Source organism: Spiroplasma endosymbiont of Tipula paludosa, assembly GCF_964264785.1.
Lineage (GTDB): Bacteria > Bacillota_I > Bacilli_A > Mycoplasmatales > Nriv7 > Nriv7.
This window is the reverse complement of the sequence record NZ_OZ183484.1, coordinates 131,440-153,277: the sequence shown is the minus strand read 5'-3', so window position 1 is coordinate 153,277 and position 21,838 is coordinate 131,440. Positions and strand designations below refer to the sequence as shown.

Annotated in this window: 18 protein-coding genes and 1 riboswitch; of the genes, 1 reads left to right on the top strand and 17 read right to left on the bottom strand. The window is 28.5% G+C overall.

Annotation, left to right across the window (positions count from 1 at the left end; all coding sequences use genetic code 4):
• Positions 1-5: 5 nt before the first annotated feature.
• The 13 genes from secG to ACFEL5_RS00820 form a co-directional block, all read right to left on the bottom strand.
• A complete protein-coding gene (secG, locus tag ACFEL5_RS00880) occupies positions 6-260 on the bottom strand; it encodes a preprotein translocase subunit SecG (protein ID WP_338966779.1) in 255 nt (84 codons plus the stop codon).
• A 97-nt stretch (positions 261-357) separates the two neighbouring features.
• Positions 358-1,341 (bottom strand): sodium:calcium antiporter, encoded by a 984-nt coding sequence (locus ACFEL5_RS00875; RefSeq protein ID WP_375315476.1) that lies wholly within the window; start codon positions 1,339-1,341, stop codon positions 358-360.
• Positions 1,342-1,467: 126 nt separating this feature from the next.
• Positions 1,468-1,701, bottom strand: a complete 234-nt coding sequence (locus ACFEL5_RS00870) for a helix-turn-helix domain-containing protein (RefSeq protein ID WP_215825781.1) — start codon at positions 1,699-1,701, stop codon at positions 1,468-1,470.
• 19 nt (positions 1,702-1,720) lie between these two features.
• The gene (locus ACFEL5_RS00865) at positions 1,721-2,278 is read right to left on the bottom strand and encodes an MATE family efflux transporter (RefSeq protein ID WP_375315740.1); all 558 of its coding nucleotides are present in this window, start codon (positions 2,276-2,278) and stop codon (positions 1,721-1,723) included.
• A gap of 313 nt (positions 2,279-2,591) precedes the next feature.
• Positions 2,592-3,452 (bottom strand): MATE family efflux transporter, encoded by an 861-nt coding sequence (locus ACFEL5_RS00860; protein WP_375315475.1) that lies wholly within the window; start codon positions 3,450-3,452, stop codon positions 2,592-2,594.
• A gap of 144 nt (positions 3,453-3,596) precedes the next feature.
• Positions 3,597-4,547, bottom strand: a complete 951-nt coding sequence (gene whiA, locus ACFEL5_RS00855) for a DNA-binding protein WhiA (protein ID WP_338966828.1) — start codon at positions 4,545-4,547, stop codon at positions 3,597-3,599.
• A 29-nt stretch (positions 4,548-4,576) separates the two neighbouring features.
• On the bottom strand, positions 4,577-5,521 hold the full coding sequence (trxB, locus tag ACFEL5_RS00850) for a thioredoxin-disulfide reductase (protein ID WP_342277531.1): 945 nt from the start codon (positions 5,519-5,521) through the stop codon (positions 4,577-4,579).
• Positions 5,505-6,725 (bottom strand): prolipoprotein diacylglyceryl transferase, encoded by a 1,221-nt coding sequence (locus tag ACFEL5_RS00845; protein ID WP_342277532.1) that lies wholly within the window; start codon positions 6,723-6,725, stop codon positions 5,505-5,507. Before ACFEL5_RS00845 ends, trxB begins: the two co-directional genes overlap by 17 nt.
• A gap of 30 nt (positions 6,726-6,755) precedes the next feature.
• Positions 6,756-7,688, bottom strand: coding sequence for an HPr(Ser) kinase/phosphatase (hprK, locus tag ACFEL5_RS00840; RefSeq protein WP_375315474.1), 933 nt, complete (start codon positions 7,686-7,688; stop codon positions 6,756-6,758).
• 349 nt (positions 7,689-8,037) lie between these two features.
• A complete protein-coding gene (locus tag ACFEL5_RS00835; RefSeq protein WP_375315473.1) occupies positions 8,038-9,216 on the bottom strand; it encodes a hypothetical protein in 1,179 nt (392 codons plus the stop codon).
• A 234-nt stretch (positions 9,217-9,450) separates the two neighbouring features.
• Complete coding sequence (locus tag ACFEL5_RS00830) at positions 9,451-10,749, bottom strand: hypothetical protein (RefSeq protein ID WP_375315472.1); 1,299 nt, start codon at positions 10,747-10,749, stop codon at positions 9,451-9,453.
• 10 nt (positions 10,750-10,759) lie between these two features.
• A complete protein-coding gene (gene uvrA, locus ACFEL5_RS00825) occupies positions 10,760-13,630 on the bottom strand; it encodes an excinuclease ABC subunit UvrA (RefSeq protein ID WP_338966846.1) in 2,871 nt (956 codons plus the stop codon).
• Positions 13,631-13,661: 31 nt separating this feature from the next.
• Positions 13,662-14,555, bottom strand: coding sequence for an energy-coupled thiamine transporter ThiT (locus ACFEL5_RS00820; protein WP_342189716.1), 894 nt, complete (start codon positions 14,553-14,555; stop codon positions 13,662-13,664).
• 39 nt (positions 14,556-14,594) lie between these two features.
• A riboswitch (TPP riboswitch) is annotated at positions 14,595-14,684 on the bottom strand.
• A 120-nt stretch (positions 14,685-14,804) separates the two neighbouring features.
• Here ACFEL5_RS00820 and coaE point away from each other — a divergent pair.
• Positions 14,805-15,392: a dephospho-CoA kinase gene (gene coaE / locus ACFEL5_RS00815; protein WP_375315471.1), complete on the top strand. Its 588-nt coding sequence runs from the start codon at positions 14,805-14,807 to the stop codon at positions 15,390-15,392.
• 2 nt (positions 15,393-15,394) lie between these two features.
• Here coaE and uvrB read toward each other — a convergent pair whose 3' ends face one another.
• The 4 genes from uvrB to ACFEL5_RS00795 all read right to left on the bottom strand — a co-directional run bounded on the left by uvrB (position 15,395) and on the right by ACFEL5_RS00795 (position 21,786).
• Positions 15,395-17,359 carry an excinuclease ABC subunit UvrB gene (uvrB, locus tag ACFEL5_RS00810; RefSeq protein ID WP_338966853.1) on the bottom strand — a complete coding sequence of 655 codons (1,965 nt, stop codon included), beginning with the start codon at positions 17,357-17,359 and terminating at the stop codon, positions 15,395-15,397.
• 11 nt (positions 17,360-17,370) lie between these two features.
• Positions 17,371-19,767, bottom strand: a complete 2,397-nt coding sequence (gene secA / locus ACFEL5_RS00805) for a preprotein translocase subunit SecA (RefSeq protein ID WP_375315470.1) — start codon at positions 19,765-19,767, stop codon at positions 17,371-17,373.
• 128 nt (positions 19,768-19,895) lie between these two features.
• Positions 19,896-21,134, bottom strand: a complete 1,239-nt coding sequence (locus ACFEL5_RS00800) for an acetate kinase (RefSeq protein WP_375315469.1) — start codon at positions 21,132-21,134, stop codon at positions 19,896-19,898.
• 7 nt (positions 21,135-21,141) lie between these two features.
• Positions 21,142-21,786 (bottom strand): phosphate acyltransferase, encoded by a 645-nt coding sequence (locus ACFEL5_RS00795; protein WP_375315468.1) that lies wholly within the window; start codon positions 21,784-21,786, stop codon positions 21,142-21,144.
• Between the last annotated feature and the right edge of the window lie 52 nt (positions 21,787-21,838).

Here is a 21,838-nt window from a genome sequence, read left to right as displayed (position 1 = left end):
AAAAATTATAAAGAATTTTCTAAAATTCTAATAATCATTGAAAGAACAAATAAACAAGATCCACAACCTAACATCATAAATGATAAAGTTCGTGAAAGTCCTCGCTCTTTAGTTTGTGCAAAAAGCTCTTGATTACCACCACTTAATGCTCCTAACCCTGCTTGCGTTTTCTTTGGCTGTAATAGTCCAATAACAATCATTGCAAAACCAACAATTAAAAGAATAATCTCAAAGATTAATAAAATATTTTGTTTACTCATATATTAAACCTCTACTTTTATAAATTTTAATAATTACCTTGTAAATTATATCATAATCTATCATATATGTTTTATGACAATTATTTTACAACTTAAATTAGAAAAAATGATATTGACTTTGTAAAATTTGAAAAATAATATTAAAACCATAAAATATTATAATTACTCCAGAAGTTATTACTGTAAAAATTTTACTACTACTTCAACGCGAAATTGTTTTAACAGTAAAAATAATAATTGTTAACAATAGCAAAATCGCAATAACAAATAATGGCATTAAATTCATCATATTACCATTTGCTAAATATTCTAAACTTCCAACAGGATGATTAATAATATCAGCAACAAAGTAAATAATTGAATTAAAAAGATGGCTACCAACAATTCCAGCAATGGCAACATTACCATAACCAATCCTTGCTAAAGAAAATAGTGATACTACTTCTGGTAAGGCCGTTGTCATTCCTAAAAAAATTGCTCCTGCCGATTCTTTTTTAATCCCATAAACATTATCAAAGTTATCAATAACCGCAACTAATATTATTGAAGAAAGAACTAAACCAATAGCCGAAATAACGAAAAAAATTATAATCATCTTTAATGATAATTTTTTTAAACCAACATCTTTATTAGTTTTAGGTTCTTTTTCCTCATCATGAAATCCTTTAAACATCATTATTAAAAATCCCCCATAAACTAATAATAAAACTAAAAATGGTCAAGAAACATTGATATAAGGAATCGTTAACCACATAAAATCAAATGCTTTAATTGGCATTAAAGCTAATACTAAAATTATATTAATTCCGATCATTAAATAAATAATAAAGCGATTAGAGTTATTTATTTTTTTAAAAAATAAATAACGAATAAAAATAATATCAGCAACAGCTAACATCGCTCCTGAAAATAAATTTGCCCCCATAACATCACCCATACTAACTTCAGGACTCCCCAAAGCACCGGCTGTTATCGCTGATACAAGTTCTGGCAATGAAGTTATAATTGATAATAATAATGCTCCCGCAACCGCCGTTGACATTTTTGTTCGCATTTTTAATGCTGACAAATATTTAATCATCCGTCTAGAAGCAAAAAAATTAATACTCGCAAAAATAACAAAAAATACCCATAAATATTCCGGTTTTGTTCAACCAAATAATCACTGTGAAATAATTCCACCCCCTATTTAAAAATATCATAGTATTTAAATTTGATAGTCAAAATCAAATAATTCCGATAACGATACTTGCAAACCCTTAGCAAGTTTAGCAATACTTTGTAAAGAAATGTTTCTTTCACCGCGTTCAATATCAGAAACATAATTTTTATTTAAATCACATTCATATGCTAATTCTTCTTGTGACAAATGCAAATTTATTCGTAATCGTCTAATTTGTTGACCAAACTTAATTTTAACATTCATAACATCCTTAATCATTTTTAAACATCCCTTTATTTTATTGTTTTACTAAATTATTAGCTCAATTAACTTTTCGCACAGTAATAATTAATATTGAAAATTGAATAATTTCAGCTAAAGAAACAATTAAAAATACAATTATTGTCACCATTACTCAATTCTCAGAAAACACTTCATAATCATTGGATTTAAAAATTGTAAATGCAAATCAAGTTAACCCCACAATAAAAACCCAAGTGCAAAGAATATCAATTAAACTTGATAACAAATTTTTACCACCGATCCTTAAAATATTAAAGAAAATAATTGATGTTGATAAGAAAAAGAACGCTATCCCTTGAAAAGCTAAGTACCACTTAGCAACATAAATAACTGCTGGACTTCCCGTAAAGAAATTAAGAATAAATGGCGAACTAAATATGATTAATAAAGCAATTGTCGCATTTAAAATTAAACCAAAACCTAAAATTTTATAAAAATTAACTTTTGCTTTAACAATATGATTAGCTCCTAACTCCCGACCAACAAAATATGGAACAGCCACATAATAACCATTAAAAAATGAATAAAACACGCCAATAATGCTAAATGTTAAAATTGCCGCTTGATAAGAATTATCTAAAAAGGTCGCGTTTAGTTTTCTTAGGTATTTTTTAAAAAAGAAAAAATAGTCATTTACTATAAATTATTTCAATATGCAAATTAAGTATATATTTCTTATGTATGATTTTTGTTGTAAAAAATTATTTTAATGTTGTTTTTATAAGCATTTTACTTAGTTTTTATAACCTTTTATTAAGAATATGTTTGTTAATATTAAATATTTTGTTTTATTAATTATTTTTCAAGTAAAAAGGTAATAAATTTTTAGTTGCTTTTCTTTCAAAATTATTCAAATCTTTACCCACCTAACAAAACTTTATGCGCCCTCTAAATCCTTCTTTTAAAATAATCATCTTTTGCACAAACGATGAAAGCGCAAACAAGGCATTCGCCATAAAAATAAACACAAAGTTTTTCATAATTTTTTTTCACAAATCTAATGTTGTTTTTCAAATTTTTCATCCTGGATAATAAACTGGCTTCTTTCAAACTATAAAAGCAATGACAACAATAAATTCACAAACCCGAGCAATAAATGTTGACCACGCAGCACCAACAACACCTCAACCACAAAGTTTAATAAAAATTGGATTTAAAATCGCATTAATTGTTAAAGGCAAAAAGTTAATATACAACGGTGTTCAAGCATCGCCACACTCATACATTGTATTATAAAAAATTAACGAAATACCTAAAAACCAAGTTGTATAATTAATAATCTGCAAATAATCATTTGCAGATTGAGAAATCAAATTTTTCTTATCTTCCGGCAAATGATTATCTAAATTCACAATAATATTAATTAATGATGTTCTTAATGTCGATATTAAGGTAAAATAAACTACTGCCAAAATAAGTGCTAAAATTAATTTTATTCTTGTGGTTTCCGCAACTTTAGCATAATTCTTTTTCCCTAAATATTGTGTTGTATAAATACCCCCAGCACCCGAAATCGCTCAAAAACTATAAATTAATAAAATAAACATATCATTCGTTAAACCTAAACCAGTTAATTGTTCAGGATTAAAAATTGAAATAAAAATTGTATCTAAAACATTAATAAAAGCAACAATCAAACTTTGCAAAATCAAAGGTAACATCATCCGTAAAACTTTTTTATTAAATTCTCAATCTCAATATTGTTTTCAATTAATTTTTAATTTCATTAGTTCCACCCAATTACAATATTTTCTTAATTAACACTTAAAATATAAAAAATTAATAGCAAAACAAATTTTACTACTAAATTAATAACAATTTCTTTATATCACAAATTTATATATATTAATACAAAACATTTTATAAAATATTTAATTGTCATCAGAAGAAATACTTTTAAACAATAAATAACTATTTTTAATTTCGCGCATCATATGATTTATTCCTGATTTAGAAATCATACCATGATAAATATTTTCATATAAATTGCAAAGCTCACTCAACGAAGCTTCAGGATTATCTAACCGTAAATTAGCAATTTGTTGAGTTTTTAATGATAACTTTAAAAAATAATCATTCGCTTTTAAAAAATTAATCATCTTAATTTGTTCAATAGCCGCTTTATTAGTTTTTTGCTGATTAGAAATCTCAATATTTGTTAAACGATTAATACTATTATACATATCGCGTGAAATCCGTTCATTTTCAAACGATAATAGTGAAAGACTTGCATCAATTAATTTCAAAAAATCAGCAATTTCAGTTGATTTTTTTAAATAAATTAAAGGTTTTTTACGACGATAAATGCGTTTAAATTTAAAACCAAAACTATTTATTAGTAATTGTAACTTCCGAATAAATAAAATATCAATTCCTTGAATTTCTAAATGATAATTACTAATCCTTGGCGAATTAACACTACCAGTAGCAATAAATGCTCCCGCAATAAATGCTCTTTTTGATATTTCACTCGTTAATCTTTCAAAATTAACAACTAATTCATTTCGTTTAATATCATAACTAATATCTTTATCATTAATGATTAAAGAAACAATATGTGAAAGATCTAACTTATATACAATAGTTTTAATTCCCATTGTCAAAATTTCTGGATAATAATTATAAATTTCAGCAATTAATTTTTTAACAAAAATAGCAACAGTTTTATTAGAACATTCAAAAATTAATTGCTTACTATTAAATATTGCTAACGATTTTATTAATCCCAATAAAATAGCTTGCTTTGCTGGATGACTAAATTCCTTTTTCATAATTTCTTGCTTAACAATTTTAGAAAAAGACATCACTATTAATCACTCCATTCATAAAACTGCTATTAATTAAGCATCAATTACAATTTCAATTGATCTAAATATTTTATTGCTTCTTGAGCAGCAATCGCACCATCACCAACAGCAGTAGCAATTTGTCTTAAAACTGTCTGACGAACATCACCAATCGCAAATATTCCCAAAACACTAGTATGCATTATTTCATTAGTAATAATATAACCATTTTCATCACAAATTTTCAAGTCTTTAACAAAATTAGAAATTGGTGTTGAACCAATATAAGGAAAAATTGCACTAGCATCAATTACTTGTTGCTCTTTTGTCGCAGTATGTTCAATAACAACTTGTTCAAGAGAATTTTTACCAATAACTTCCTTAACAACATAATTTAACAGTCATTCAATTTTATTATTATTTTGAGCAATTGTTAATGCTCCTTTCGAAGCCCGAAATTCATTTCGGCGATGCACTAAATATAACTTTCTAGCAAACTTAGTTAAATATACCGCTTCTTCAATAGCAGAATCACCCCCACCAACAACAACAATATCCTTATTACGAAAAAATGCCCCATCACAAACCGCACAGTAAGAAACTCCGTGACCATATAATCTCTTAGCACCATCCACCAATAACTCATTTTCAACCGTTCCCGTAGCAATAATAACCGCTTTAGTAAGCCATATTTTACCATTTTCACCAGTAATAATCTTATTATTACCGTCGGTTGCAATTTCAATATTCATTACCTTAGTAGCTTCATATTCAGCGCCTAATTTTCTAACTTGCCCATCCATTGCTAATGACAAGTCAGGTCCTAATATTTTATCAAAACCCGGATAATTTTCAATATCATAAGTTTTTACCATTTTCCCTCCGGGAGGACCTTCGTTAATAAGAAGTACTTTCAACTCCGCCCGACACGCATAAATCGCACTAGTAAATCCACCCGGACCCGCACCAATAATAATTAAATCATAATCAGTATTAATATTGTTTTTCATATAATCACCTAATTTGTCTTCATTTACGAACGCTAATAACTTGTGCAAAAATTATCAAAATAATTCCAGTAATAACACCTAGCCCTAAAAATATATAAGTACCCACATAATCATAAGGAAATAAAATATCACTTTCATCACGAAACATTTCCAAAATAATTCGCACCATACTATACATAACTACATAACTTCCAGTTTGAACACCAACTCGCGTCATTCAATATTTATCCGGATTAGCATTTTTTTCTAAAGGTTTAGCATCTTGAGTTCATAATTGTTTAATTCTTATTCATTGATTTTTAAATCATCGTTCCATAAGTCTAAAAAATGGATTATTAGCTTTTAAATGCGGTTCTGGATATTTTCTTACTACCGTTAACTTTTTTGTTTTACTCGGAGTTTGTTCAAAATAAGCTTGATTTCAACAATTTAACTTTCAAAGACGACGATAATAAATTTTTTTAAACGGTGTTGCCCAATTTTTTTCACTTTCCAATAATTCCACATCTTTTTCTCAAAGCGGAATAAATTTTTTAGGATATTTCTTTCAAGGTTTAACACTATTTCACATACCAATTTTAGGAATAACAAAAGTAATTAGTACCCAAGAAAATAAATTAATTAATGATTCATACAAAAACAAAGGGTGACGAACAATCCCAATTCCTTCAGCTGGACTACCATCCGCATTAGCTTTTCTTAAATTTTCTAATAATCAATCAGGTAATCAATCTAATGAAGTCGTTATCTGTCCTAAAAGTTCATGATTAAAAAAATTACCTCAACGACCAATAACTTGCCCTAATAAAATATTTGGAATAATGGCATCAGCAAATATTCATAACGATATTTCATATTTTTTAGAATAATGCCGAAATCAAAAATAACCAACAATAACACCAGCAATAACACCACCATGAACTGCTAATCCCGGTTCTCAAATCATAAAATAACCTCAAAACCCATACTGATCAATAATAGGACTATTAATTTTCCCAATAATTGAAGAACCAAAAATTGCACTCGGAACAGTTAAAAAAATACTTCATTCAAATGGTTCAGTTGGAATCTCGCGGCGTTTTAATTTAATCCAAGAAGCTAAAATCGAAACAATTATTCCTAAAAGAATAAAAAGCGGATAAAATCTTAAAATACCATTAGTCCCTGGAATTTCATTAGGTACTCAATTTGAATATATATTCATCATTTTTACTTTTACACTTAAACCTTTCTCTTATGTTTTAAGTTCACTATCAATTCGGTTAATAAATAACTCAGAACTATTTATACCTTCATTATGCAACTTAATATTAATAACAGCTGCTTCAATTAATTCCGAAATATTTCTTCCTAAAGTTACAGAAATCGTAATCGCTGGAATTTTAATACCAAAAATTTCTTCTCTATCAATTTCTGTTTGCACACGATTTAAATTAGCAAAATACTCACTATCAGCCAATTTTAAATTAACAATAATATCAATATCAGTAACTTCCAAAGTTGTTCTTGAACCATACATCTTCGTTAAATTTAAAATCCCAATGCCTCTAATTTCAATATGATGCTTTAACTTTTCATCACTACGACCAATAACTTTATTAACATATCTTTGCAAAACAATCCCATCATCACCAACAAACAAATGTCCTTTTTTAACTAATTCTAAAGTATTTTCTGATTTTCCAATTCCACTATCACCTTTAATTAAAACTCCCAAACCATAAATATTAATTAACGATGCATGAACCATTTCCATTGGTGCTAAACGATTATCAATGTAACTAACAATAATATTATAAAAATCATTAGAAGAATAATTAGCCTCAATAACAGGAAAATTTATCTCTTTAGCATATTCTACTAATACCGGTTCATTAAAACGAATACTAGTAAAAATCGCTGGAACATCTTGATTAATAAGTTTCTCATAACGAGCCTTGCGCTCTGTTGCTGGTAACTTATTAATGTATTCATTCTCTTTACCACCTAATAAAACAATCCGATGCTTACGACTAGTTTCATCAGAAATAAAACCTGCTAATTCTAATCCTGCACGATTAATGCCCCCAATTTCAATTTCTCGTTCCAGCACTTGTTCATCACCAGACAATAATGATAAATTAAATTTTTCCACAACTTCTCGTAAAGTTAATACTTTTTTATTCATAATAACATCACCTATCATTTCATATAATTTAATGTTTTCTATTAAATATAATATCACAAAATTGATAAAGAACACACCCAAATAACTACGACATCAAATTCTCCTAAATTAAAAAATGCATCTCTTTAAGATGCATTCATATTTTATATTAGACTTGGTACATAACCTTTAATTTTATCTACTATTTTGATAATTATTTTTTAGATGAAATACAAATGTTAGATAAATACAAAGATAAAAATGAATTTTATAGTTTAGTCGGCATAAAATGTTATAGTTATGTACCAAGTCTATTTTATAAATTAAATTCATTAACGACATTTATTACAAGTTAAATAAAAATTTTGAGTTATTTAACAGTAAAATTAACAATAACTTTATCATCAATCGGCACGCGATTAACCGAACCATTTTTATTAGTAGCACTAATAATTACATCAATTTCCATACTATTACCAGTCAAAGGAATTTTTAAAACAATCGTCGCATCTTTCAAAGCAATTTGTAAATTAGCAATAACTTTTGAAGTCGCTGGATCATAAACATCTTTAATCGCATCATTTAAAATTTCTTTAATTTTTAAAGTAACATCTTCACCACGAACAACATTACCTGCTAAAGTAATTGCTTTTAAATTTAAAAATTGTAAAGCCAATTTAAGATACGAAATATTAAGTTCCTCTTGTGCAATAAAAATCGCCAAATCAACTTTAACAGTATATTTATCATTTGTTACTTCCATTTTATTTTTATCCTTAGCATGAGCCTTAACAATTACATCAACAGGAACACTCGTTCCCTCTGCTTCATATTTTTCTTTTGCTTCTGCATATGATAATATTTTTGTCTTATCTTTCAATTCAATAGTTAAATTAGTAAAATCATTACTTTCTAAACCACTAATAGCACTTTTTAACTCTAAACTAATCAACTTCATCACATTAGCATCTGTCAAAATTTTTGTTTGCAATGAAAAGTCTTTTAATAATAATTTATCTAACGCCTTTTGCGCGGCATCAATTTTTGCTTGTTCAGGATTAACAATCGCTGTAAAATTAACCTTCACTTTTTGTGTTGTATTGCTAACAACCGTTACATTAGTATCTTTTGCCTTAGCAGTAAGAACAACATCCAAATTGAAAAACTTAGTTGTTAAATCTACTACTTGATAACTATCAGTATTTTTAAAAGCAATTGTCAAATTAGTAAAATTAATATTTGTCAATCCCGCAATTGCTTCTTGCAATTTAGTAGCACTAATTTTTATTTCTTGACCAATATAGAAAGTACCCGAAACATTAATATCTTTTAATATTAGGCTATCTAAAGCATTTTGGGCTTGTTTAATCTTTTCTTTATTATCTTCATCTCTTGTTTTAATATCAGCAAAATTAACGGTTACTGCTTTTTTATCATTAGTAATTGTTGTATTATCTAAATTTGCTTTGGCTGTCAGAATAACTTTAACACGGGCGCATAAAGTTTTGTTAGGTGGGTAAAGATTTGAATAATTTTGAAAGAAAAGCAACTAAAAATTTATTACCTTTTTACTTGAAAAATAATTAATAAAACAAAATATTTAATATTAACAAACATATTCTTAATAAAAGGTTATAAAAACTAAGTAAAATGCTTATAAAAACAACATTAAAATAATTTTTTACAACAAAAATCATACATAAGAAATATATACTTAATTTGCATATTGAAATAATTTATAGTAAATGACTATTTTTTCTTTTTTAAAAAATACCTAAGAAAACTAAACGCGACCCTTTACACTTAAACTATTACCACTACTAGGAGCAATAAGTGTACTATCTTTTAATATTATTTGTAATTGTTTAAATTCTTTCCCTTTAATTGTCGTACTCATCGCTAACAACTTAGCATTAATGACTGCCTTAATATCATCACCACGAATTACTAAATCATCAACAGTAATTGCTTCTAAAACTAAATTATCAATTTCAACTTGCGCAGGATGTTGTATCGGTGTAAATTTAACTTTTACTTTCTTAGTAGGATTACTTACTAATGTTTTCTTACTATCTTTAGCATTAGCACTAATAATAACATCCATCATAAATGAGGTCGTCGTCAAATCAGCAACTTGATAAATAAAACTTGAACCCCCGCTTTTAAAAGCAATTTTTAAATTAGCAAAATCACTACTTACTATACCAGCAATTGTTTCTTGTAACCTAGCTAATGTCACCGTAATATTTTTCCCAATAATAAAACTTTCACTAAAAACGATTTCTTTTAACACAATACTATCTAATGCCGTTCTTGCTGCCATTATTTTCTCAGCATCATCCTCAGCTTGGGTTTTAATATTAGTAAAATTAACCATTACCGTTTTTTCACTTCTAACTCGGCTTTGTTCAGAATCTTTTGCTTTGGCAATTAACCTAACACCAATATTAATAAGTAAACCAGCATTAGGCGCCGGAATGACTTTATCTTTTAAAGCAAATGATAAATCTGTAAAATCAAGACTTTGAATTGAAGCAATTAATTCTTGAACTTTTGATGCAATTAAAGTCGTAATATTACTTCCACGAATAACTAACTCCGAAATCGTAATCTCCTTTAATGAAACCTCATTAAGTGCTTTTTGCGCTGCTAATAACTCTGGATTTTCAATTTCAAACACAAATTTTACTTTCCGACTAACAGTAATTTGTTGTGGCTTTGTTCCAATAGTTTTACCAATTAAAAGCACAAAAAATTCTTTAAATTCAATATCTTTCTCAACAACAAAAACATCATCACTAATTATTTTATCAGTATCTAAAATAATTCGTAAATCAGTTACTTTATCAAGCGGAGCTTCAATGACATTATCAATTAATAAATTATCAATGACTTGTTCTTTAATATCTTGATTTTCTTTAACTAACCCCAAATCAATCTCATTTAAAACAACATTTTCCAATGCTTTAATTGCTTCAGCAACATCACCAGTTTCATCACTAGCACTATTACAAGCCACAATAACTACAACTGGTGATATTGTTAAACAAATGATTATTGCTATTTTCAAACGAATTTTCATTAATAGTCACCTACTTTATATTTAATTTAATATTATCATTAATTTGATAAACTTTTCTTAAATATTCAGCCGTATATGAATTTTTATTACTATTAATTACTTGCTCTGGTGTTCCTGTAACAATTACTTCCCCACCATACTTCCCACCATTAGGTCCTAAGTCAATAATGTAATCACCTAACTTAATAACATCTAAATTATGTTCAATAACAAGAACAGTATCACCATTATTAACAATACGGCTAAGAACTGACAATAATCTTTTAACATCATCAATATGTAATCCTGTTGTTGGTTCATCTAAAATAAATAGTGTTTTTCCAGTTGCTCTTTTTTGTAAGTAAGTCGCTAATTTAACTCTTTGCGCTTCCCCGCCAGATAATTGAGTTGTTGGTTGTCCTAACTTAATATATCCCATACCAACATCAAGTAAGGTTTGCAATTTAACATTAATTTTTGGAATATTTGCAAAAAACACTTGCGCTTCAATAACTGACATATTTAAAACATCATAAATATTTTTCCCTTTATATTTAACTTGTAAAGTTTCATCATTATAGCGCATTCCTTCACATATTTCACAAGTAACAAAAACATCTGGTAAAAAATGCATCGCAATTTTAATAATTCCTGCTCCCTGACAGCGTTCACATCTGCCACCACGAACATTAAAAGAAAACCTTCCTTTAAGATAACCTTGAGTTTTAGCTAATGGCGCCGCAGCAAATAAATCACGAATATCATCAAAAACTGAAGTATAAGTTGCTGGATTACTATGCGGTGTCCTTCCAATCGGTTCTTGCGAAATATTAACAACTTTATCAATATTATCCATTCCCTTAATATTTTGATGTTTACCCGGACGATTAACCTTTTGTCCTAAATTTCGTAACAGATTTTTATATAACACTTCATTTACTAAAGTTGATTTTCCACTGCCAGAAACCCCTGTAACAACAATAAGTTTTCCTAAAGGAATAGTAACATCAATATTTTTTAAATTATTTTCTCTTGCTCCAATAATAATAATTTTCTTGCCATTGCCACTTCGGCGCTTTTTTGGAATTGTAATCGTTTCTTGATGTGATAAATATCTCCCTGTAATTGACTTTTCATTAGCGATAATATCTGCCATTGTTCCCACAGCAATAATTTCGCCACCAAATTTACCAGCTTTAGGACCAATGTCAACAAGCCAATCAGCTTGATGCATCATATCTTCATCATGTTCAACAACAATAACGGTATTTCCTAAATCTCGTAACGATTTTAAAGTTTTAATTAAGCGGTCATTATCTTTCTGATGTAAACCAATTGAAGGTTCATCTAATACATATAATACTCCTGTCAATTTTGAACCAATTTGCGTTGCTAAACGAATTCGTTGCGCTTCGCCACCAGATAATGATTGGGCTGGTCTTGATAAATTTAAATATCGTAAACCAACATCATTTAAAAAACTTAAACGATTTACTAATTCATTAATAACTAACTTAGCAATTTCTTGTTGTTGTTCTGATAATTTCAAACTAAGAATATAATCCAAACTTTCATCAATATCTAAATTAGTAAATTCATTAATATTTATCGTTCCTACTTTAACACATAATGCTTTAGGATTTAGTCGTGCCCCTTTACAAGACCAACAAGTTTTATCACTCATAAATTTCCGATAATATTCACGACGCATTTCATTAACAGTTTCAACAAAGCGTCGTTCAATAATACTAGCAACACCTTCAATATAGTCATAACTTTTATAAGTATTATTATTACTAGATACTAAAGTATAATTTAATTGTTCATCACTACCATACATTAAATAATTAATTTGTTCATCACTAAGATTTTTAATTGGTTGATCTAAATCAATACCATATTCTTTACAAATAATTTTTAATTTCTGTCATTCTAAAGTATCACCACCAATAAAATTTTTATAAAATTCAATCCCACCTTGATTAATTGAAAGATTACGATTAGGAAATAATAAATCTTCATCAACTTCCAAGCGAATCCCAATACCTTTACATTCAGAACAAGCCCCCATTGGCGCATTAAAAGAAAATAAACGGGGTTCTAACTCCGGAATGGTAAAATTACACTGATTACACGCATGATTTTGCGAAAATAATAATTGTTCTTTACTATTAACAAGAACAACTTTTGCTAATCCTTTACTATATTTTAATGATTTTTCTAAACTATCATGAATATTAGATCAAACATTATCATCATCACTTAATTTAATGCGATCAACAACAATATCAATATTATGCCGTTTATTTTTATCTAATTGAATATCATCATCTAACGAATAAGCGTGGTTATTAACTTTAACCCGTAAAAATCCTTCATGTCGTAAAGTTAAAAACAACTCATAATGCGTCCCCTTTTTATCAATAACTACTGGCGACAAAATTTCAATGCGTTCTTCCGTTGTTATTTGTTTTAATCGTTTAATCATTTCCTTAATTGTCATTGCTTTAATTAAACCATGACCATTAATACAGTATGGTAGCCCCACACGAGCATATAATAATCGTAAATAATCATATATTTCCGTCACCGTGCCCACAGTACTACGAGGATTATTACTAGTGGTTTTTTGATCAATAGAAATTGCTGGTGATAATCCTTCAATAGAATCAACATCAGGTTTTTCACTATTACCTAAAAATTGTCGGGCATAAGCCGACAGTGACTCCATATATCTTCTTTGTCCTTCAGCATAAATCGTATTAAAGGCTAATGATGACTTTCCACTACCAGAAACGCCAGTAAAAACAATTAATTTATTTTTAGGAATTGTTAAATCAACATTTTTTAAATTATGTTCTCTAGCTCCTTTAACAATAATATATTTTGTTGCATCATCCATCAAATCACCTCCAATATTTAATTAGCAAATGCTAATTAATTTGATCATTATATTTTTCTTTTCACGGCATTAATACTCTAAATAATAACGGCAATGATAATATCATTAAAGGATACACAAAAATAAAAACATAAATTAAATTATATATTAATGCATAACCTCAAATACTAAAACCATCTCACGCATAATTACCAAAATATAATACTCCCGATAATACATTGCATATATATATAATAATACAAATAACTGTTATTATAAAGGAAATTTTAATGTTAGCATTAAACCGCTTTTTAAAATTAATATTCACTATTCCTATTAAAGAAGGCATAATCATAGGAATAAAATAATCTAGTAAATATTGTCAAGGATTAATAATTGCTCCTTGGGGAATAATAATTAACGAAATTAAAGCACTAATACCACCGGTTACAATTCCGTGTCAAAAACTAGTAACGAAAGCAATTAAAAATACGGGTCAATATTTTAAACCAATACTGCCCCCCATTGGTAATTTAGGAAAAAATATCATCAGATAATCAAAAATTAATGATAAACTAACAAAAAAAGCGATTAATACTAAATCAAATGTTTTTCAATGGTAAATTTTAAAGCATTGTTTTTTAATCACTTTAAAATCAACATTAGATTTTATTATTTTTTGCCAACTTAATAACCAAATTAATATTAAACTAGCAACTAAAAATAATAATAAAATCACAATAACTGCAATTTTAATAAATAAGACAATTTTATTATTAATTAATTGTGTATTCCTAACATTAGAAGAAAAAATGCTTAAAAATTTTTCTTCCGAACTTATCGTTATCAAAATTATTACTCCGACAATTAAGAAACAAAAAATTCCATTAATTAACATTAAAATTCAACGATAAATTTGATTAGTCTTATTTACTTCTTGCATCATTTTTTAACCTCCTTAATGATAGCAAGAAATCTAATATACTTTAAAATATACAAGACTTCTTCCGCTAGTATTACCTAGTTCAAGTTCCAAGAGTATCTCTCAGGCAAAATGCCACCTCTGTCTTATATCAATTGATATATCCATATATATTATAGTGAATTTACGATAAAATATAAAGTACTATTATATTTCCATAAAATCAATTATAATGTAAATTGTAAAGTTAAAAATTAAACTAAGGAGAACAAAATGCTAATTATTGCCATCACAGGAAAAATCGGTAGCGGAAAAAGTATTGTTAGTAAATATTTGCAAAAAAAAGGTGCCTATTGTATTGATATGGACATTCTAAGTCAAGAAGTAAGAACCCTTCCCAAAGTAATAAAAACCATCAAAAAACGCTTTGGAAGTGTTGCGTTTACTGATAATGAATTAGACACTAAAAAACTCCGAGCAATCATTTTTAATGACTCCAAAGAACGCCTAAAACTTAATAACATTATGTGACCACTACTAAAAAAAAGTCTCCAACAACAAATTAAAAATCACAGTGATAAGACATTAATTATTGTTGAAGCCGCAGTCATCTTACAAACCAAATGAAACAAACTCGTTAATAAAATTATTTTTGTTAATAGCGATTGAGAAACCCGTGTTAAACGAATTATTGAACGCGATAACCTTACTGTTGAAGAAATTATGAAGATTAGTCAACAACAAAATGATTACGAAACTTATAAAGATGTTATTGATTATCAAATCATCAATAATGACTCCACAAAAGAACTTTATCGGCAAGTTGATGAAATCTTTGAAAAAGAACAATGAAATATTTAATCTTATTCGGTTTCCAATTCCAAAATTAAATCTCGTAACTGTGCCGCTCGTTCAAACTGTAAATCTTTTGCTGCGACTAACATTTCCTTTCGCAAATCATTAATGATTTGCGTTTTTGTTGCAACATAATCTTTAGACTTTCTTTTATTAACAATATTAAATTCTTGTAATAATTTATTAGCAAATAACGAATCATCAATCTTTTTCTTTATTGTTTGAGGAATAATATTATGTTCTTTATTATAAGCAATTTGCACATTTCTTCGGCGTAGCGTTTCAGCCATCGCCTTTTGCATTGCATCCGATATTGTATCAGCATACATAATAACATTACCATTAACATTTCTTGCTGCCCGACCAATAGTTTGAATTAATGACCGCGCATCGCGTAAAAATCCTTGCTTATTAGCTTCTAAAATACAAATTAACGAAACTTCAGGAATATCTAAGCCTTCGCGTAATAAATTAATCCCTACCACAGCATCATAAACCCCTTTTCTTAGTTCTAATAAAATCTTTGAACGATCCAGAGTTTTTAATTCACTATGCAAATATGCTACTTTAATATTTCGCTCTTGCAAATAAGTAGTTAAATCTTCGGCTTGTCGAATTGTTAAAGTGGTAATTAATACTCTTTCACAATTTTCTTTTCGCACTAAAATATTTTCAATAATATCATCAATCTGATTCATTGTTGGTTTAACAACAATCGTTGGATCCACTAAACCTGTCGGACGAATAATTTGTTCCGTCACTTGATAATTAACTTGATTTAATTCAAAATCACCAGGAGTTGCTGATGTATATATCACCGTTTTTAATTTATTCATAAATTCTGTAAAATTTAATGGCCGATTATCTAAGGCACTCGGTAAGCGAAAACCATAATTAACTAATGTTTGTTTTCTACTCCGATCAGTATTAAACATTCCTCTAACTTGTGGTAAAGAAATATGGGATTCATCAATAATAGTTACAAAATCATCACCAAAATAATCAATTAAAGTATATGGTGGCACATCTTTATCTCTTAAATCTAAATGTCGTGAATAGTTTTCAATACCACTACAAATACCAAACTCTTGCAATGCTTCTAAATCATGATTAGTTCTTTGTTCAATCCTTTGATACTCCAATAATTGATTATTAGCCTTTAAAACTTCTAAATATTTTATTAATTCTGCTTCAATTCTAGTAATTGCCTTTGCTAATCTTTCTTTAGAAGTAATATAGTCCTGAGCAGGAAAAATTGTAAAAGATTGATATCTTTCAATTACTTTACCAGTTAAAACATCAATCTTAGCAATTTCATTAATATCATCATCAAATAAATCAATGCGTAAATAAAATTCATCCGTTCAACCCGGTGCTAACTTAATAACATCACCTTTTGCCGTAAACATTCCCGGACGAATTTCTAAATCATTACGAGTGTAACCAGAATTAACAAGAAAATATAATAATGCTTTTCTTTCAACTTTTTGACCATTACGAATTTCAAAAAAAGATTTTTTATATTCGTCAGGGTCTTGTGCACCATAAATCGCAGCAACTGATGCTACAACAATAACATCCTTTCTAGTAACTAAAGCATTCATCGCACTTAACCGCATCATTTCAATATCACTATTAGATTTTGCTGTCTTATCAATATATGTATCCGTTTTTGGCATATATGCTTCTGGTTGATAAAAATCAAAGTTAGAAACAAAATATTCTACCCGATTTTCAGGAAACATGCCTTTTAATTCACCATATAATTGCATTGCCAAGGTTTTATTATGTGACAAAATTAAAGTTGGTTTATTAATTTTAGCAATAACATTAGCAATCGTATAAGTTTTTCCCGTACCCGTTGCTCCTAATAATACTTGAAATTGTTGATTTTCTTTTATTCCTTGGATTAAACTCGCAATTGCTTTTGGTTGATCACCTGCTGGCTTAAAATCAGCAACTAATTTAAACATAAAAATTTTTCCTAACCACCTTGCTTTGCCTTTGTCCTCTCAATAGCCTCCATTACCTCATCGGATATACCATCATCAATATCAGAACCAATTTCTAAACTACATAAACTAATAACTACTTGATGAGCAATATTAATTCGCATCCGATTAAATAATTGAGCTGATTCATCAATATATGCATGTAATGGATTTGACTGTCCATAGCTTCGTAAATAAATTCCCGTTCTTAATTTACTAGCACCATCAATATGTTCTGTCCAATGATGATCAAAAGCTTGTAAAATAATTTGATTTTCAATTTTTCATAACATCACTTCTGGAATATTTTCAATAGTTTTCTCATAGTGATTAAAAATTACCCGACTAATTGCTAAAACAGCATCATGCCGTGTCATTGATCGTAATTCTTTAGCATCTAATTCATGATTACTATTAATTAACTTTGTTTCTAAACTTTTTACTAAACTAACAAAATCAATCATAATTTCTTTATTAATCTCTTTTGTAAAAATATCCAATAAATCACCACTAACAGTAAAAATCATTCTTTCAACTAATGGAGCATAAACCTTAGTTTGTAAAATTGCATCCCGTTGTTCATACATTACTTCTCTTTGCTGAGCTAAAATATTATCATAATCCAACAAATTCTTTCTAGTATCAAAGTTTAATCCTTCAACTTTTTTCTGAGCATTAGTAATACTTCGTGATAACAATTTTGATTGAATATGGTCATCGCCTAAACGACTAAATAATCCTTGTAATTTTTTACTACCAAAACGAAGCATTAATTCATCCTCTACTGAAAGATAAAATCGTGAATAACCCGGATCTCCTTGACGCCCCGTTCTACCCCGTAACTGATTATCAATTCTTCTCGCTTCATTTCGTTCCGTACCTAAAACAGCCAAACCACCTAAAGCAATAACACCAGCACCTAACTTAATATCAGTACCTCTTCCTGCCATATTCGTAGCAATTGTAACAGCACCAATTTGTCCCGCACCAGCAATAATTTCTGCTTCTTGAACATGATTTCGTGCATTCAAAACATTATGAGCTATTTTAGCTTCTTTTAAAATATTTGATACTTCCTCAGATGTTGTAATTGATGCTGTTCCAATTAATATTGGTTGCCCTTTGGTATGTCGTTCTTTAACTTCTTTAAGTAAAGCCTTATATTTAGAATTTTGTGATGCAAAAACTAAATCCGTATCATCTTTTCTCACGATTGGAAGATTAGTAGGAATTTCCATTACTCGCATATTATAAATCTTAATAAACTCTTCTTCTTCCGTTTTTGCTGTTCCTGTCATCCCACTCAATTTATTATATAAGCGAAAGAAATTTTGATAAGTAATTGTTGCCAGCGTTGTTGTTTCATGTTCAATAGTAACTGCTTCTTTAGCTTGTAAAGCTTGTTGTAAACCATCACTATAAGCTCTTCCTGGCATTAATCGCCCCGTAAATTGATCAACTAAAATTATTTCATCATTTTGAGCAACATATTCAATCCCATTCGTAAAAACATGAACAGCTTTTAAAGCATTTAAAATATGATGAAATAATTCTGATTGCTCCAAACTAAACAAGTTTTTAACACCAAAATGTTTTTCTGCCTTTTTAACACCAGATATTGTTAAAGCTGCCTGCTTAGTTTCTAAATCAATTTTAATATCTGCCTTTTTATCCAAACTTTTAGCAAACCGGTCAGCATTTTCATATAAAGGTTCACGACTTTTAGAACCACCAGAAATAATTAACGGTGTTCTTGATTCATCAATTAAAACTGAATCCGCCTCATCAACAATTGCAAAATTCAACCCGCGTTGGACTTTTTCATCATAAGTATGTACCATATTATCTCTTAAATAATCAAATCCTAATTCCGAGTTAGTAGTATATGTAACATCACACAAATAAGCTTTTCGCTTTTGGTCATTACTTAAATCTCTTAAATTAACACCAACTGTTAAACCTAAAAATTCTAACACCGCTCCATTAATTTCAGCATCACGCTGTGCTAAATATTCATTAACAGTAACAATATGAACGCCCTTACCAAGTAAAGCATTCAAATACATTGGCATAATCGCTGTTAAAGTTTTTCCTTCCCCAGTTCGCATTTCCGCAACATCACCATTATGTAAAACAATACCGCCTTCTAACTGAACAGCAAAAGCATGTAATCCCGAAACTCTTCTCGTTGCTTCACGCGCCACAGCAAAAGCTTCAATTAAAATATCATCTATAGTGGCACCCGCTTCCAATCGCTTTTTAAATTCATTAGTTTTATTTTTTAAACTATCAGCAGATAATTCTTGCATTTCTAAATCTAGATTTAAAATTTCTTGAACATCAGCTCTAATGCTTTTTAAAACACTTTTATATTTATTAAAAAACTTCATATATATCGCTCCAGTTTCTAATTTCTCGCCTATAACATTATTAATTTTATCATACTTTAAAATACTAATAAAATCTTTAATAAACAAAAAAACTGATTAATTTCAGTTTTTTTATAAAATATGTTAATTTAATTAATATTATTTAATAACCGATATGTCTCTTCACAAATCATTAATTCCTCATTAGTTCGAATCGCATAAATCGCCACCGAACTCAAATCATTAGATATTTGTAAATAATCATCATATGATTGGTTATTCTTACCACGATTATAATCTAATGGCATAGTTTTAATATTTTTAATAATCATTTCGCGAATTAAAGCACTATTTTCACCAACACCAGCCGTAAAAACAATCGCATCAACCTTATTATCCAAATCATTTTGATACTGAGTAATATAATCAACAACTCTTTTAGCATATAATTCCAAGGTAAATTGTGCTTGACTATTACCATCCTTAGCAGCCTGACTAACTTCTCTCGTATCAGAAGAAATTTGACTAACTCCCAATAAACCAGATTCATTATTTAGTTTATTAACAACACCAACAATATCTAAATTTAATTGTTCAGCAATATATTGATGAATCGCTGGATCAATATCACCACTACGAGAACCCATCATTAATCCTGCTAAGGGTGTAAATCCCATTGATGTATTATATGATTTCCCATTTTTAATTGCACAAATACTAGCACCATTTCCTAAATGACAAACAATCGCATTAATATTACTAACCGGTTTATTAATAATCAAACTTAGTTTATTAATAATATAATGATAACTAATACCATGAAATCCATACCTTCGAACATTATAATCAGTATATCAATTATATGGTACGGGATAAATATAATTTATTTTTGGCATTGTGGTATGAAATGTTGTATCAAAAACAGCAATATGCGGACAGTTAGCAACCGCTTGAAATGCTTTTAAAGCACTTAACCCCGCAGGATTATGTAACGGTGCCAACTTAATATTTTCGGCAATTATCTTTGTAATGTCATCATTAACAAAGACACTTTCTTTGATTTTTTCACCGCCATGAACAATGCGATGCCCCACAGCAATAATTTCATTAAAATTTTGAATCACATTTTGTGATTTTAAAAGTTCTAAAATAACTTCTGCGGCCACATTATGATTTGATAACGGGGTATCACTAACAAATTCATTATTATTATATTTAATCGTCGTTTTACCATCAACAAAAATTCTTTCTGCTAATCCCTTACAAATTGGATTAAATTCTTTATTTGTTGTTATTTCATATAACTGAAACTTAATTGAACTTGAACCAGCATTAATAACTAAAATTTTTTTCTTTAAATTAGATAGCATCATTTTATTTCCTTTCATTAATATTTTAAATTGATCTTCAAGCTGTTAAAATCGCTGTCAAATAAATATCTTCCACTGTTGACCCGCGTGATAAATCACTAACAACTTGATTTAAACCTAAAATCATTGGTCCAACAGCATGATATTGCCCTAATCGTTCAGCAATTTTATAACCAATATTACCAGCATCTAAATTAGGAAATACAAAAATATCCGCACTACCTTTCATCTTTGAATAAGGCATTTTTTTCATTCGTACTTCTTCTAACAAAGCACTATCAAACTGCATCTCACCCTCAATTAAAGCATCTAAATTTTCTTTTTGTAATATCTTTGTTGCTTCTTGAACTTTAATAACCGAATCACTACTAGCACTATTAGCAGTAGAAAAAGATAACATTGCTACTTGTGGCGATGTTATGCCCAATTTATGAGCTAAATTAATTGCTGATTTTGTAATACTTACTAATTGTTCAGTAGTTGGGTCAATATTTAAAGAAATATCAGTAAATACATACCGTTGATTATCTTTAACTAGTAAATTAGCACTTGATGCAATTCCTACATCTTTTGTCGTTTTAATAATTTGTAATGCTGGGACTAAAATATTTTTTGTTGCATACTCAATCCCCCCTAACAAACAATCAGCATTATTATTCTTTAATTGCATTGTTGCAAAATAGTTAGTTTCTTGAACTAATTCTTGAGCTTTTTCTAAAAGA